The following is a 15711-nucleotide window of genomic DNA, read 5'->3' as shown; positions in this document are numbered from 1 at the left end:
CGGATCTGCCGCCGATGAAACTCGGTGCCGAGGCAGTGCGCGTGGCGAGCGGCGGATGCTGGCCGTGCAGGGTCCGGTGAAAGTTTGCGGGCACAACGCCCGCCGGCGCGATCGAGACTACGAGCAGGGAAGCCCGATACCGACGAAGCATCCGGGCGGGTGCCATGCGGCTAGCAGTAATCGGCGCATGCCCGAAGTCGACCGGTCGTCGACGCCGCCGTCCAGTCATCTCAGCGACGCGCACCGCCGAGTGCGGGGCAGCAGCTTCACCTGCCGGGTCGCCGCGAGCCGGGTCGCCGACCGCTACGCGCGGGCCCAAAAGTGCGGGCTCTGCTTGGCTGATCAGCCGGTCCGTCGACGGCGCCGGGGCTGGAGAACGACACCGAAGGCGCTGCTGGACGGGAGGACTTCGGTGGCGGCCATTGCGACGCCGTGATTTGGGCCCCGGTGACCGGCAGGGTCGGCGTGATCTGGTCGAGCAGGCGCTGCGCCACAGTGGCGTCGATCTCGAGGTCAGCGCTGATGCGGACATCGGCTGCGGTCGCCAGGTCCACGACGTCATCGCTGGTGAACGCGTCGGTTCCAAGAGTACTAAGCCGCCGCGCGAACTCGTGAACATTGATCATGTGCAGCCTCATCGTCGGATTGTTGATGATTCACCGTAACCCTCGCATCCGGTCGGCGGTCCCTGCGCCCATCGTGCGGGCCACAGCCCTTCCAGTGAGGTGCGCACGCCGCACGGCGGTGGGTACATCTTCGATGAGCTATCGCGCGCGAAGACCAGCGAGGCCGTCACGCTCCGTGCTGTTCCATGCTACTTACGAGGCGCAGATGAGCATGATCGGTTTGCGAATTGTGGTAGTCGCCTCTTGGCTTAAGCGGGAACACTGATCTGCCGCCGTCCATGCGTGTTGGACTGCGCAAGGCGTCACAGCTGCTGACTGGCGGTCGTGCCTCTTTGCCCGGCGCAACTTACTGCGGGTGTGGGGTGCCGAGGTTGTCTTGTCATGCTCAGTGGGCGGTCGCACATAACGCCTGTTCGTACTGGTGCCGATCAAATGCAAAGTCGCGTAGTTCGCGGTAGTCCCACTCGCGATGTCCGGTTCGGTAGCCGGACCAGGTGACCGCGTCCTCGGTGACTGTCACCATTGCGGTGAACGGCCAGCAACCCCAGTCGCTGCAGACGCAGCCGAGTAAGACGGTGTCACCGTCGCCGAACCAGCTGAGGACGGGCTTTCCGAGGTAGTGCCAGCTTGGCCAGCGTACTTCCTGGCCCACAAGGCCCGCGTAGCTGCCTGCGAGGTCAGGTTTTCCTTCACGTCGGGCGAAGGGCAGCTCGGCCCGGCGAACCAGATCGCGCAGAGGAACCCCGTTGAGGTACGGCATCAGTGTGGTGAGCACTCCTATGCCGAGTTCCTCCTCGACGGTGCGGAACTCGATGTGCTCCATAGGCTCAAGGTTAGGAGTGTGCTCCTCGACGTGGCCGAGCGGCCCTTGTCATCGCGGGTCGAGCTTTCCCTCTCAGCCGTCCAGGGCGCTCTTCCGCCGCGGCCCGTGCGCGCTGGTCAGTGCGGCATTTGGAGCACTCATCGTCAGCGGTCAGCCAGGCCCAGCTGATCTCCACGATCAGAAACGGTGCCCGCCAGGCTGATGGTTCCAGACATTGCCGGACCATCCCGTGGTTCAAGAACCCGCAAACGGTTAACGCACGCCTGGGTGCTGCCAACCGACGTCAAGTCGGGACCTTCACCGTGACTTCGCCGCCGCGCTCGGTTTCCCGTCCTACTACGGTGGCAACCTCAACGCCCTGAACGACTGCCTCGGCGATGTCGCGGTCGGCGAGTATGGGGTGTCGTCGGAGAGCACGGGCCTGGTGCTGGTTCTGGTCGGCTATGACAAGTTCGCCGCCACTGAGCCGGAGGTCGCTCAACGCGTGCTCGACATCTACGCCGGCCAGGCACGTCACGCTCTACTTTTCGGCCGTCGCCTGATCTGCCTCGTCCAGACTGACGATCCTGGAATCGCCTTCTCGCCGGTCGGCGCTACGCCAGTCACGTGGAACGACGCCGAATGGCTCAACTCGAGCCGAGAGATCGACTGATGCACCTGGCAGGCGGCAGCTGATCACACTCATTTGCCGCCGAGCGCGCGCGGCGGCAGGCGGTCAACCAGCCCGGCGACATGACGCACGGCCGCGGTGTTCCGACGCACGCTCATGCCGATGAGCGCGCATTGCATCAGACCTGGCTGTTGTTGCTTCTGTTGAAACGAGGGCACACGAACACTGCTCTGTTTTCATTCACCCTCGGATACGATGGGTATGCAAGACGCATCCGCCTACCGTTCGTTCAGCAAGCCGGCAATGGAGTTTTGAAGTCGACACAGCCCTACCAGCAAAGCAAGACAGACAGCCTGGATTCCGAATGCGATGCAGGCGTGTACGCCCCAGGCGCCCATAAGCGTCGGGCCGCCCCAAGCCTCAGGAAGCACCTGGCGGTCAGGGCTGAATGGATGCCCGAGGGCGGCGATGGTGTCCGGACGCAAGGGATACAAATATCCCGACCACACGACAAACAGCTGCATAGCTGTGGCGAGGAATGCCAACGCAGCCGGAACGGCCACGAGCGCACTGTGCATCACCACTCGAACCGCGGTCGTATCCGGTCGTCGCCCGGGGACAGTGACCCCATTCGCTGCAGCCGGAAAGCCGGCTGCCAGCCGCAGCTGGATCTGCGCCGCCGTCCCAGCTCTCCCGGCGAGAGACATCAATAGCGCTGCCAGAGCAAGTGGAAGACCAGTAGAACCACGTACAAGCGTATCGGCAATCCATCTACGCGGCCGGGAGCGAATGGAACGTCCGGATCTCGCCGAGCCGTTGAAGCGCCTGTGAGTCTGCATAGGTCGAGCCTGCCGGTACACCTCAGAACCGAGCAGCCGGAAATCATCCATCTACAGATGCGGGTTATCCCCCATACGAACCTTCATTGCTTCCGCCAGGTCGCGTGCGCAGACCTGCCGAGATGACCGTCGAGAACCCGCCAAGGGCAGAGGACGACGAGTGAGGAAATCCGAGGAATGCCTCGCCGGGGCTGCGTTCGAGGACGTCGCCGTCGGCGCGAAGAGGCGCATTGATCTGCCGCTGGTCGAGCGCTCCACGCTTCGTCCTTGTGCCGCTGGAAGGCTGCTGTGCAGACAACGGGCTCAGCCAGCGATTCGGGTGAACACGACTTGCTGGGCGGCTCGGTCGGCGGCCGCCGTGTAGCCGGCAGCCATCCAACCGAGACGGCTCTGACTGTGCGTGCTGCCGGGGTCGTCTTCGTTGTTCCACCACGCGTCGTACCGGTAGGCGCTCGGCGGCAGGCCACCTGGGAGTAAGTCAGTGATCTCATCGAAGGACATTTGCACCTCTAGCCGACCGGACGTACGAAGTCGGTCCCGCAGCACCGAATACTTACTCACGAATCCAATCTGCCGGAGATCCGCCAGCCAGCGCAATGCGCTTCCTTCTGCCGCAACCAACCTCTGCATCGACTCGGTGCACGGATCTGCCGCGACAAGTGCGTGCCGAAGGGGCTACCAGACCACGGAACGTGAAGTTCAGCGGTCTTTCGCTGGGCTGTCTGTCGATCCGGTGGAAATCGGTGCTGCTTGGAGGTCGACGAGCTCAGCCACCAGATCCTCCGACGTCCGCAGCGGCGCAAGTAGGTCTTGGACGTACGCCCGTTGCTGCTCGCGGCTCATACCGTTCCAGTGGCCTGCGGTTGACAACAGGTGTTGCCGTACCGCGTCAATGCGCTGTTGGTGACCCTCCGCGTCGCGCCATGTCGTCCATCCAGATCCGGGATCAGCGGCCTCAAGCGCGTCGGCAAGGCGATTCTGAATCGCCGCGATGAAAGGACTTCCGGCGTACTCGCTGGAGAGATCCCCACCCTTGCTCTCGAAGAGATACCGGTGCAGAGCAAGCACCTCGTGGTAGCTCTCAATCTGAACCGTCCCGACATCCACGGTGACAGTCTGTCGTACCGCCGATCGTGCTCGCTGCCGAAGACCCGTCCAGCATCCTGCTACCGAGAGTGATGAGCATCCGACGCTGGTCGGAAGGCTCCGATGACAGTCACCGCCGAGAAGCCGTACCGGTGACGCCTGAAGCCGGAACTCGGTGACGACTACCGCCGGAAGTCACACCAGCGCGCTCCGCCCGTCGCGACCAGCAGCGTGAGTAGGCCTGCAGCGGACACGATCAAGAAGCCGGTGGTTGCGCCGTAGTGGGCAGCGATCACTCCCGAGGTTGACAGCCCTATCGCTTGGCCGCCGACCAGGCCGGCGTCTACCAGAGACATGCCCTCATTGATGCGTTCCTCCGGGGTGAGCTGCTGCAGGAGACCCAGAGTCGTGATCAGGAACGGCGCGAACGCGGAACCCACGACGAAGGCCCACGCTCCGAATAACACCAGGTTGCCGTCGAGGAGCAGGGGCACGGGCATCAGGCAGGCGCTCAGGACGGCCGAGACCGCGAGAGTGCGGCGACGCAGGTCGCTTTTGAGTTTGAGTGTGCCGAAGTACAGACCGGTCAGGCATGAGCCGAGGCCGATCAAGGCCAGGAAGATGCCGGAGTAGGACCGGGAGCTGTGCGAAGCGACGTAGTTGACTGTTACCAGCTCCATGGATCCCAAAGCGATCCCGAAGATGGGAAACAGCGCCACAGTGGCCGTGATGCCAGGCGTCAGGAGCCGCACGCGTTTCTGGCTCTTGTCGATCGGCACCGGGATCGGCTCTGTTCTGCGCTGCGCGGCGAACAACAGGGTTCCCACCAGCAGCAGCGTGTTCGCGGCGTACAGCCCAGCGGCCGGGCCGATCGCCCCGCACAGCAGGCCGGCAGCAGCCGGCCCGGTGATGAAGACGATCTCGTCCACGATTCGTTCGAAGGCGTTGGCTGTGTGCATCATGTCCGGTTGCTCACGGTAGATGCGAACCCAGCGTGCCCGGGCCAAGGTCCCGACGAAAGGGCAGGGAGCGGACAGAGCGTACGTGACGTAGATGGCCCACATCGGTGCTCCGTATTGCGCGCAGAGCACGGTACCGGTGCACGCAGCGACCGATGTCACGGTGGCGGGGACGGCGACTTTCGCCTGTCCGTAGCGGTCCACGAGCCTTCCGACGAGGGGCGCGCAGACAGCCATAGCGACGAGGCCGACCGCCGCAACCCGGCCGGCCGTGGCGTAAGACCCGCTGGTGTCGACCATGAGCAGCAGGACGCTCACCCCATACATGCCCATCGGGTACCGGGCGACGACTCCAGCGAGGGTGAAGGCCAAACTACCCTCGGCGGAGAACAGCCGCCGATATTGGCCAAGCATCAAAGGCTAGTCATGGGGTGACGGCCGGCGACGGTGTCCATGTCGAGATCTTGGGCCGCGGGACGCTGAGCGGCAACGCCATTATGCCGTGGCCACAGACGTCGGCTTGTCAGCGACGTTGCCGAGAACGGTCATCGCCCGGCGCACATGGGCCGAAGCGCCTCCGTGTGGAGCACCGCCCCATTCCATGATCACGTGCACGGATCTGCCGCTGACCGTGCGCGTCGGCCGGCGTCATCGGCACGCTGCGTGTCGGGCTGGATCGGGCCGAGCGTGAGTCGGCGATGACATCGGGCTGTGTTGCCGGACGCAGGTGGCCGGATGGTAGGAAGGGCGGGTGGCGTCTCACGTGGTTCTTTTGCCGAGTCCGTTCCTCGGCTCCGTGGTTTGGGAATCGGTAGCCGATGTGCTGCGGGGCGTCTACTCGTGTGCGGTGACGGTGCCGGTGCCGCCGGATCCGGCGGCTGCGGATCCGGCTGTGGTGCTGGCTTCCTTCGAGGCGCAGCTGCCAGACGGTGAGCTGATTCTGGTCGCCCACAGCAACGCGGGGTTGTACGTGCCGGCGATGGCGGTTCGTCGGCCGGTGCGTGGTGTTGTGTTCGTGGACGCGGTCCTGCCGCCGGCGAGGGGGGAAATGTCGGTGGCGCCCGTGGGTTTGAGAGAGTCGTTACGCGATTTGGTGGGGGCGGACGGGAAGCTGCCGCCGTGGACGACGTGGTGGCCGGAGGATGAGGTGGCCCGTCTGTTCCCGGACGATCGCTTGAGAGCACTGGTGACTGCGGAACAGCGCCAGGTGCCGTTCGCATACCTGGCCGCGCGGATCGAGGTGCCCGCCGGCTGGGACGACATGCCGGCGGCCTATCTGTCGTTCGGTGATACGTACGCCGATGAGCGGGCGGACGCGGTGGCCCGGGGTTGGCCGGTAAGTGTGATGGTGGGGGGACACTTGCACATGCTGCACGCACCGGCAGCGGTAGCGGCGGAGGTGATGCGGCTGGTGCCTGGCGGCGCCTGAGAGCGGCCGGGCCCTTGGTAGCGAGCGGGGGCGGTACCCGGATTTGCCGCGGAGCGCGCCTGGTCGGTCGGATTGCCGTCGCGCCGAAGTTGACGCCGCAGTACGGTCCGCACATGGATGGCACCCAGCTGCACGTCGACCGGATCGATGTTCGGCAGACCGATGACGAGCACACGCTGAGCCTCGGCGCTGTGGGCGTCCACGTCATGCTGATCCGGTTACGTTACGACGGCTGGGTGGACGAGGTAATCCACGGCGCCGGCACGGTTGCGGCAGGTCCCGGCGCATGCCGAACCCCGCCTACGCGACGAGGGCCATGATCTCGTTCGGGATCAGATGCTCTCCCTCCGTGATGGCTGTCAGCAACAGACTTTCATCTGCGCCCTCGCAGAGGGCCAGGGCTGATGCTCCACCACAGACGTCGCCACCAGGAGCGGCGCGCGCGAAGCTCATCCGCGTACGCCACCGCCTGACTGCCGGCTTTGGCGGCTTGGGTTTCGTCGGCCGAGCCGGGGGCGAAGCCGACCGTGTTGATGGCGGCGACCAGGTCGTCGAGCGGCGGCAGGTCGCCTGCGGCGGGCTCCGGCACGGCTTTTCGCAAGCGCTTGCGGGGTGGTTGCGGTTTCCCGGCGTACGTCGCAGCTTCCGTCGCGGCCAGATGCGGGGGCACCGGTTGGCCGGCCAGCCGCAACGCGTCGCGGAATTCGGCCCAGGCGCCGGTGATCCGGTCGTCGGGGGTGCCCGTGGACAGCCGTCGCCGGCGCAGCGAGCGGCGCATCAGCACGATGGTCCCGGCCGCGGCGACCAGCACCAGCAGCACCGATCCGGTCGCGCCGCCCGCCACGACCACAGCCGGCGGCCCGCCGCCTTGTCGTGCGGCGAGCACCGCGGGCGGCGCCGAGGACGGTGGGGTCTCGGTCGGTGGCGGCGGTTCCGAGGGCGGGGTCGGCGGTTTGGTCGGCTTCGGTGTGAAGTCCTCCTCGACCGGGCGCGGGTCCTTGGTCTTCGGCATCGGGTCGAAGGCCACCCAGCCCAGCCCGTCGAACAGCACCTCGGGCCAGGCCAGCGCCCGCGCCGCGGTGACGATGCCGCCCGCGGCCGGCGCGTCGAAGCCGACCACGACCCGGCTGGGCAGGCCGGTCAGCCGGGCCAGCAGCGCGAACGACGCCGCGAACTGCTCGGACGTGCCGACCTGGCCGCCCTGGCCGCGCGGCCCGAACAGGAAGAAGTTGAGGTTGGGGAAGGCGTGCCCGCTGGGCGCGTCGGCGACCTTGCGGTAGTGCTCGGCCAGGAACTCCTCGATGGTGATGGCCCGGTCGAACGCGGCCCCGTTGTCCTCGGCGAGTTGGTCGGCCAGGCGCTGGATCTGCGGCGGGACCTCGGTGCCGCCCACGGTCAGGAAGCGGGCCACCGCCTCACCGGAGGGCACGTCGGCGGTCGGCAGCAGGTTAAGGTCCGGCGTCTGCAGCTCGGAGGTCACCGAATAGCGCAGCCCCGGCGTCAGCCCCTCCGGGCGGATCATCGTGCCGGTGGAGGCGTCGAAGGCCACTCGCGCGCCGTCCACCCCGGTCGGGGTGGGCACGACCGGCAGCAGCCGCCCGGTCAGCCCGTCCACGGTGACGGTCTGGCGCACCTCGGTGACCTGGGCGTCGGGCATCCTGGGCGGGGCGGGCAGGATGCGCCCGGCGTTGCGATAGGTGGCCCCGACCCGCCACGTCACCCCGTCGTAGTCGGGCAGCACGGCCAGCCGCAGCCGCAGCCGCTTGCCCGGCGAGGCCGACGCCTTCGAAACCTTGAGCAGCGGTTCCTTGGGCGTGAGGGCCCAGCCGGAGATCCGGTTGAGCGGGCTCTCGTCCAGGCTGTCGACCTGCGGCGGCTCCACGTACTGCCGCGGATCGACCGGTGTGGCGCCGACCTGCCCGCTGATCCACGGCCCGACCGCCACGGTGAGCACCAGCACGGCCGCCAGCCCCGCCGCCGTACTGGCCAAGGACCTGGTTTTGGTTTTCGCGGTTGCAGGCTCGTCGGACGGCGTCTTCGTGCCGTGAGCGCTGGCCGCCAGCGCCGCCACCGCGAGCGCCGCGAAAACGACCGTGGTGGTCCCGGCCGAATCCGCATTGGGCCCCACGACGTAGAGCGCGCCGCCATAAAGCCCGATTGCGGGTACGAGTCCCAGCAGCACACGCCCCGCTCGGACCGCAATCTCGGCCCCCGCCAACCCCGCCACCCAGGTTGCGATCACCGGCACCACAACGGTTTCCGGCGCCGGCTCGACCGGGATGAGCGCGGTGAGCAGCCGCGGAATTCCGTTCTCGATGCTGTCCCGCACGATCCGCAGCAGCGGCCCCGCCAGGTCGGCCCGCGCCGCCGCGATCTTCAAAGCCAATAACGTGTACGCGGCCAGCAACACAGCCGAAAGCGGCGCCACCACCCAGTTCGGCAGCCGCCGGCAGGCCAGGCTCAGCCCCACCGACCCGGCCGCCGCCCCCACCACCAGTTCCAGCAGCAGTGACCCGGAGAAGATCCGCCCCAGCACCACCCCGGACAGCGAGATCATCCCGGCCAGAGCCACCGCCACCACCGAAGCCCGAACCCATCTCACCATCCGCCCACCCCCGCGGCGGCCGTCCGCAGCCCTGCGGCGGTCGGCTCCACACGTGCGCGTCGGAGGGTCACCATTCGCAGGCCCGTGCGGTGACCGGCTTCACGAGCGCGCCAGGAGATCACCATCCGCGCACCCCGTCCCAGGCGGCGGCGAACTCGTCGCCGTCGTCGGCCTCGATGACGATCAGGCCGTCGCCCGCCGACACCGGCGCCCCGTCGCGGTCGCCGAACAGCCCGGCCATCACCACCGGGTACGCGCCGCGCAGCGCGCTCACCGCACCCAGGTCGCCCCGCCCACCCGGACCGGTCAGGAACACCAGCGTGTCACCGAGCCTCTGGGCCCGTACGCGCCGGATTGTCGCCGCCAGATCGCCCGGCCGCAGCGTCGCCCGGGTGAGCACATCGAGGTAGGGCCCGGTCGCGACGTCGGTGACCAGGTGCAGGCTGACCGGGATATCCTCGCGCACCGCCGCGGCCACGATCGACGCCGCGGCTTCGCAGGCCGCCTCGAACGACTCGGCCGTCCCGTCGCGCACCTCCGGATGGGCGGCGGCGCGGTCGTCGAGCAGCACGACGATCGTCGGCTCGGACGTATCCAGCTGCTCGCGCACCATCAGGTCGCCGACCTTGGCGCTGGACCGCCAGTGCACCCGCCGCAGCTCGTCGCCGATCACGTACTCGCGCAGCGTGTCGAACGTGGTCGTCCCGTGCGGCACCTTGTCGATGCGCCCGTCGAGACTACGGGCCATCCCGGCCGGCACGGCGCGCAGCAGATGAATGCGGGGATGAACCCAGACCTCGGCCGGACCCCCGTACGTACGGGCCAGAGTGACCAGCCCGAGCGGATCACCGCGGGTGACCCGCAACGGCCCGATCGGCACGATCCCACGGCGCGTGGTCGGCACCGGATAACCGACGGTCGTGTCCCGCCCCGGCCGCAACCGCAGCAACGGCACCGGAACGCTCTTGTTGCCGCAGCGGTCCGACGCCACCAGATTGGCCGCCCGTAGCCGGCTCGTGTTGCGCACGGTGAGCGTCATCCGTGCCGACTCACCGCGCGCGACCCGGTCCGGCTCGGCCACCCGCTCCACGCCCAGCCGGGGGCGCCACGACGCGAACCCCACCGCACACACCAGCGCGATGCCCGCCGCGGCTCCGAGCATGGCCAGATCCGGGTACCCAGAACGGAATCCCGCCACGAGCAGCCCCACTGCAGCCAGCACGATCCCGAAGCCGCGCGCGGTAACACCTGTCAGAGCCCGCCACCGACTCAGCCCGTGCGCAATGCGCATCGATCGATCGCTAACCCGCCGGCTCCGCTTCCGACCGCTGCCCGCCACGTTTGCCGCGCCGCCCGCCGCGTTTGGCGCGCCGCCCGCCGTGCCTGCCGCGCCGCCCGCCGTGCCCGCAGTGCCTGCCGCGCCGCCCGCCGTGCCTGCAGTGCCGCCAACGCCGCCCGCGCCGCCCGCCGTGCCTGCAGTGCCGCCAACGCCGCCCGCCGTGCCGCTGGGCGCGGCTGCTGCGCCGTCCGGCTGTGGCCAGGCGGCATCTGCGCCCGTGGGGGAGGGGCCGCCGCCGGTCGGCGGAGCGCTGCCGACCGGCAGCGGCGGCTCTCCCGGCGGCGTGCTCACGCCCCGGCCGTGACTCGGGTGGTGTCCGGCAGCGGCACCGGCACCGACTGGACCGCGTCGCGCAGCACGTCGGCCGCCGTCACCCCGCGCAGCTGGGCGTCGGCCGACAGCAGCACCCGGTGCGCGAACACCGGCTCGACCAGCGTCTTCAGGTCTTCCGGAAGCACGTACCCGCGGGCGTTGATCAACGCGTAGGCGCAGGCGGCCCGGGTCAGCGCGATCACCCCGCGCGGGCTGACCCCGACCCGCACCTGCGGGTGGTTCCGGGTCGCGGCGGCCAGTCGCACCGCGTACGTGTAAAGGGGGTCGGCGATGTGCACCCGGGTCGCCATCCGCACCATCTCGCCGACCACCGCCGTGTCGGTGATGGGCTCGAGGGCGTCGGGGGAGCGCAGTGCCGCCCCGCGCAGCACCTCGACCTCGACTTCTTCGCTCGGGTAGCCGACGGAAAGCTTTACCAGGAACCGGTCGAGCTGCGCCTCCGGTAGACGGTAGGTGCCGTCCATCTCGACCGGGTTCTGCGTGGCCACCACCAGGAACGGCTGCGGCACCGGATGCGGCACGCCGTCCACGGTGACCCGGCGTTCCTCCATCACCTCTAGTAGCGCCGACTGGGTCTTGGGCGAGGCCCGGTTGATCTCGTCGGCGATGACGATGTTGGCGAACACCGGCCCGGGGTGGAATTCGAACCCGCGCGAGGCCTGGTTGAAGATCGTCACGCCGGACACGTCGGACGGCAGCAGGTCGGGTGTGAACTGGATGCGCCGCCACTGCCCCTGGATGGACGCCGCCAGGGCGCGGGCCAGCGTTGTCTTGCCCACGCCGGGCACGTCCTCGAGCAGCACGTGCCCCTGCGCGAACAGCGCGGTGAGCGCGAGCCGCACCACCTCGGGCTTGCCCAGCACGACTGCGCCGATCCGGTCGGCGAGCGCGGCCGCCACCTCGGCGAAGCCGTTCACGTGCTGCGGCGGCAGTGGTTCGGTCACTTTTCGATTCCCCAGTAGCTCGGCTCAGCAGGTCGGCAGGTTGTTCAGGTTGTCGCCGCCTTCGAGGTTCAGCCACGCCCACGGGATGTAGTTCTTGCCGCTGTAGTTGACCTGGACCCACCAGGTGCTGCGCTTCTCGTTGTTGTAGATGTAGGCGTACACCTCTTCGCCCGATTTCTTGCAGTACGCCTGCAGGCGCGTGCCCGGCTTGGCCCAGCCGACCTGCTTGCCGTTGTCCTGCCGGGCCACGCTGAAGATCTCGTTGCCGTTGCGGCCGTCGCGATCCTTGTCGCAGTACGTCGCGGTCTCGCCCTCCTGGCCGTTCTTGCAGGTGGCGATGCCGAAGACCGCATCGGTGGTGGCCGTGGTGGTCGCGGTGACCGTGCCGGCCGCGTTCTTGGCGGTCACGGTGAACGTGTATTTCGTGCTCGGTTCGAGGCTGCCCACCTTGAGGCTGGTGCAGCCGCCCGCAGCGGTGCCGCCGCCACTGGACGCGGCCACCGAGCAGCTGGCCGTGCCGCCGCCGGCGTCCACGCTGAACCGTACGGTGGCCGTGTTGAACGTCGGGTCGACCCCGGTGACCGTGATCCGCGGCAGCGCGACGGTCTTGGCGGTGGCCGTGCCCGGCTCGCTCTCGCCGGCCTCGTTGACCGCGCGCACCTCGACCGCGACCGTGGCCCCGGACTCGAACCCGGTCAGCGTGGCCGCCGTGCCCTCGGTGACGTCCAGGCTCTTGTCGCCCGCGCTCACCACGTACTTGGTGATCGGCCGCCCGTTGTCGGCCGCGGGCTGCCAGGCCACCGAGATGGAGCCGGCCTGGTCGCCGGCGGTGGCCGCGTCGGTGCCCTCGGGTTTGCCCGGCTTGGTGTAGGGGACCACGCTGCCGCTGACCGGCGAGGCCTTCGACCCGGCGCCGCGTTCGTTGATCGACACGACGGTGAACGCGTACTGCTTGCCGTACTCGAGCTGCCCGTCCTTGATGGTCAGCGAGGCCTCGGTGGCGTCGCCGGTGGGGGCGCTTCCGCCCTCGCTGATCGCGGTCACCGTGTAGCGGCGGATCTCGAGCCCCTGCCCGTTGGCCGGCGGCCAGCTCACCACGACCGAGCCGTCCGGCTTGGCCTCGGCGGTGACGGCTGTCGGCGCGTCGGGCACCTCCGACGTCGGCCGGACTGCATTACTCGTACGGGCCGGGCCTTCGCCCTTCTTGTTGACCGCCCGCACCGAGAACTCGTACGTCTGCCCGTTGACCAGCCCGGTCACGGTCAGTGCACGCTGGTCGGCGCCGACCTGGAAGCTGCGGCCCGCACCGGCCACCACGTAGCGGGTGATCGCGGCGCCGTTGTCCCGCGCGGCCTGCCAGGTCACCCGCGCCTCGGCGTTACCGGCCGCGGCGCGCACGTTGCGCGGCGCGCTCGGCTTGGTGACCACCGGCTTCCTGGGCTTGGGCGGCGGGGGAGGAGCCTGCGGCGGGGCGGGCGGTGCGTCGCCCCCGAGCACGTCGTCGGCGTACTTGTCGACGGTCCGGACGCCGTGCGAACCGTCCACCACCCGCGCCGTCGACGAGCCCGGCGCGTTGATGAACAGGTAGCCCTCGCGCACCTCGAGCTCGAGCGGCCCGCCCGGGTTCTTGAAGCCGATGTCTTTCTGCCGCTTGCCCGCCGAGTCGAACACCCGCACCGAGCCGGTGGCGTCGGCCACGTAGAAGTAGCCCTCCCAGGCCACAGCCGGCTGCAGGTTCTCGCCGTCGCCGGGTACCGCGAAGTCGCTGCGGAAGCCGTTGTCACCGACCACATAGACGTGCCGCGCGTCGGGCACCGTCACCGGCACGCGCTTGCCGTCGGTGTGCGGCGCGAGGGTGCCCGGACCGGCCAGGGGCAGGGTGGCGCTGGTGAAGCCGGGCTCTTTGCCGAGCACTGTGTGCAGGGCGTTGTTGGTGCGGTCGAGCACGGCCACGCCGTCGTCGAGCGTGGAAAGGGTGAGGTCGTGCGAGGGTTGCGCCACTGATTCCGTACGGACGCGTTGGGGTTCGCTCTTGGCCGGAGCGGACGGGGACGGGGCGGCCGGCGTGATCGCCGTGACCGTGCCCTCGCTGGGCGCGGCCACCCACAGCTTGCCCTCACCGTCGAACACCCCACCGGTGATGCCCGGCGGGAACCTCAGCGGATTGCCCAGCTTGCCCAGCGTGCGCGGGTCGAGCTGCTGCACCTGCCCCTGCACCGCGTCGATGACGAAAACGGCGTCCTCATGCAGCGCCACCCGCACCCCGATGCCCGAGGTGGACGAGGCGTTCCAGAACTCTTGCAACGTGGTCAGGTCCATCGACCCGATCGCGCCGGTGGTCACGTCCCGCAAGATCACGAAGCGGTCGTTCTGCACCACCTGCAGCTGGTGCCCGCGCGCCTTCGGCACATCGACCCGCGTGTCCACCTTGGCCGTGACGCCGTTGATCCGCGCCACCTCGCCCTTCGCCCGGCTCCAGACCCAGGACGCGGAGTCGAAACTGGCGACGGCCTGATCGGCCGAACCCAGCCCCAGCACGGTCAGCGCGAGACCCCCAGCCAGGCTGAGGACGGTGCCCATCGTGACCAGATAGCCGCGACGCCGGCGGCGTTTCGGTCGGTCGACGGTCACCTCGTCTGCGCTGGTCACTGCCACTTCCTCCCCGTGTGGACCTCGGAACGCAGGCCATCATAGGGGAGTGCGGCAGGCGTCGATACCCGCTGTGGATAACCTCGGTCGCTCTGAGTGATCATCCTCTCCGGAGAGTCACAATGATCTATCGCGGCGTAGCCGAAGCCCGGCTCGTGCACGCCTGCGGAGACGTCGCGAACTGATCTCCTCGATAGACAGCCACCACGGCGAAGCAGTAGTTGACGGTCGCATTCAGTCCACTCATCTCGAACGATGTCTGCCCAGGTCCGAGCGTTCCCACCGGCTTCAGCTCGAGCCCCGGCCGGCCCATGATGACCATGAAGGACACGGAGGCCTCGGTCGGATCCGTCCAGCTGACCCGGATCGTCGTGCCCGTGTCCCGCAACTCCACATCGCTCGGAGCCGGCCCCGTCAGAGTTGGCACATTGTCATTGTCAGACGGGTCACTCGTCCGGTTGGCCAGCACAAAGACCAGCGCCGCAACCGCAATGACAGCCGCGAGAACAGCGGCGATGGCCGCGAAAACCCCGAGCCCCTTACGCCCCGTGGGGCTAGTGCTTGCTTGCGCGTACGGGTTGAAGCCCTCCGGCGGGTACGCAGGCGCGAACAATTCCCCCGCACCTGCCGGATGTGCCTGCCCATGTGGATAACTCGGCGCGCCCGGATAGCCAGGCCCTCCCGCGAAACCCGGCGCGCCCGGATAACCCGGCGGCGCGGGGTGCCCGGTACCCGGGTGGGCCGCGGTGGCGTCCCCGTCGAGCGCCGGGGCTGCCGTCTCGCGGACCCGGGGGAGGACGACGGGCTGCACGATCGTCGGCTCCTCGATCGCAGGCACAGGCCGCGGCGCGGGGATCGGAGGCGCAGCCTGCGGAGGCTCGCTCCACGCGGTCTGGTTCTCGGCGGACGGCGGTTGCACCTGACCAGGCCGCGCCGGAGGCGGAACAGCCTCGAACACCGTGGTCGGCGCCTCACCCGCTGAGGCCTGCGGATTAGGCGCGCTCTCCACCCGTACGCCTAATTGGTCAGGGCCGAGATAGGCCCGAGCCTTAGCCACAGCCCAGTGCCCGTCGCCGAGCACGCCCGGCCCCAGCTCAGCCACGCGAGTGAACGCCTTGCGGGCCTCATGCCGATTCCCCAGCTCCTCGGCCACCGCCCCGATGTCGTGCGAGATCTGAAGCATGAGCGGATCAGAGTCCCCCAGCCGCCACTGCCCAGCCGCGTACGCCTCCTCGAGGACCCGGCGAGCCCCCATCGGGTCGTCACCCTGCTGCAAGACCCGCCCCAGCTCGAACGCGGTGGCCAGAACGGCCGGATCATCCTCGGAAAGGTTCAGCTTCCCCAGCTCAACCGCCTGCTCAAGCACAGCCCGAGCCTCCGCCAGATTCCCGGAGGAAGAAAGAGCAAGGGCCCGCTGCCGAGCAGGCGCAAGAGGCGATGGCTGAGACACGCAGGCCATGCTGCCCGCA

At 68.8% G+C, this 15711-nt stretch carries 13 protein-coding genes and 1 pseudogene; 3 read left to right on the top strand and 11 right to left on the bottom strand.

Annotation, left to right across the window (positions count from 1 at the left end; translation table 11 throughout):
* Positions 1-266: 266 nt before the first annotated feature.
* Positions 267-638 carry a hypothetical protein gene (locus tag OWR29_RS39635; protein WP_267568696.1) on the bottom strand — a complete coding sequence of 124 codons (372 nt, stop codon included), beginning with the start codon at positions 636-638 and terminating at the stop codon, positions 267-269.
* Positions 639-1011: 373 nt separating this feature from the next.
* Positions 1012-1449 (bottom strand): hypothetical protein, encoded by a 438-nt coding sequence (locus tag OWR29_RS39630; RefSeq protein WP_267568695.1) that lies wholly within the window; start codon positions 1447-1449, stop codon positions 1012-1014.
* Between the two features lie 283 nt (positions 1450-1732).
* On the opposite strand from OWR29_RS39630, the pseudogene OWR29_RS39625 reads away from it, so the two are divergent.
* Positions 1733-2101: pseudogene (locus OWR29_RS39625) on the top strand (barstar family protein); the annotation flags it as partial.
* 29 nt (positions 2102-2130) lie between these two features.
* Here the strand turns inward: OWR29_RS39625 and OWR29_RS39620 are convergent.
* From OWR29_RS39620 to OWR29_RS39605, 4 genes are all read right to left on the bottom strand, one after another.
* Positions 2131-2277 (bottom strand): hypothetical protein, encoded by a 147-nt coding sequence (locus OWR29_RS39620; RefSeq protein ID WP_267568694.1) that lies wholly within the window; start codon positions 2275-2277, stop codon positions 2131-2133.
* Positions 2278-3201: 924 nt separating this feature from the next.
* A complete protein-coding gene (locus OWR29_RS48345) occupies positions 3202-3528 on the bottom strand; it encodes a DUF7662 domain-containing protein (protein ID WP_438872715.1) in 327 nt (108 codons plus the stop codon).
* A gap of 69 nt (positions 3529-3597) precedes the next feature.
* Entirely contained in the window at positions 3598-4005 is a 408-nt protein-coding gene (locus OWR29_RS39610; protein ID WP_267568692.1) for a ferredoxin reductase domain-containing protein, read from the bottom strand.
* A 161-nt stretch (positions 4006-4166) separates the two neighbouring features.
* Positions 4167-5357, bottom strand: a complete 1191-nt coding sequence (locus OWR29_RS39605; RefSeq protein ID WP_324291303.1) for an MFS transporter — start codon at positions 5355-5357, stop codon at positions 4167-4169.
* Between the two features lie 337 nt (positions 5358-5694).
* On the opposite strand from OWR29_RS39605, the gene OWR29_RS39600 reads away from it, so the two are divergent.
* Positions 5695-6372, top strand: a complete 678-nt coding sequence (locus tag OWR29_RS39600) for a hypothetical protein (protein ID WP_267568690.1) — start codon at positions 5695-5697, stop codon at positions 6370-6372.
* A gap of 113 nt (positions 6373-6485) precedes the next feature.
* Positions 6486-6692: a hypothetical protein gene (locus OWR29_RS39595; protein ID WP_267568689.1), complete on the top strand. Its 207-nt coding sequence runs from the start codon at positions 6486-6488 to the stop codon at positions 6690-6692.
* 53 nt (positions 6693-6745) lie between these two features.
* On the opposite strand, the gene OWR29_RS39590 is transcribed toward OWR29_RS39595, so the two are convergent.
* The 5 genes from OWR29_RS39590 to OWR29_RS39570 form a co-directional block, all read right to left on the bottom strand.
* Positions 6746-8977 (bottom strand): transglutaminase TgpA family protein, encoded by a 2232-nt coding sequence (locus OWR29_RS39590; protein WP_267568688.1) that lies wholly within the window; start codon positions 8975-8977, stop codon positions 6746-6748.
* 118 nt (positions 8978-9095) lie between these two features.
* Positions 9096-10268: a DUF58 domain-containing protein gene (locus tag OWR29_RS39585; RefSeq protein WP_267568687.1), complete on the bottom strand. Its 1173-nt coding sequence runs from the start codon at positions 10266-10268 to the stop codon at positions 9096-9098.
* 335 nt (positions 10269-10603) lie between these two features.
* Positions 10604-11593 carry an AAA family ATPase gene (locus tag OWR29_RS39580; RefSeq protein ID WP_267568686.1) on the bottom strand — a complete coding sequence of 330 codons (990 nt, stop codon included), beginning with the start codon at positions 11591-11593 and terminating at the stop codon, positions 10604-10606.
* 24 nt (positions 11594-11617) lie between these two features.
* Positions 11618-14173: a fibronectin type III domain-containing protein gene (locus OWR29_RS39575; RefSeq protein ID WP_267568735.1), complete on the bottom strand. Its 2556-nt coding sequence runs from the start codon at positions 14171-14173 to the stop codon at positions 11618-11620.
* Between the two features lie 196 nt (positions 14174-14369).
* Positions 14370-15701, bottom strand: coding sequence for a tetratricopeptide repeat protein (locus tag OWR29_RS39570; protein WP_267568685.1), 1332 nt, complete (start codon positions 15699-15701; stop codon positions 14370-14372).
* Positions 15702-15711: the final 10 nt, after the last annotated feature.

The sequence above is a fragment of the Paractinoplanes pyxinae genome, from assembly GCF_026626335.1.
GTDB classification, from domain to species: Bacteria; Actinomycetota; Actinomycetes; order Mycobacteriales; family Micromonosporaceae; genus Actinoplanes; species Actinoplanes pyxinae.
Note: the sequence above shows the minus strand (reverse complement) of the source record. Positions and strands in the feature narration are given on the sequence as shown.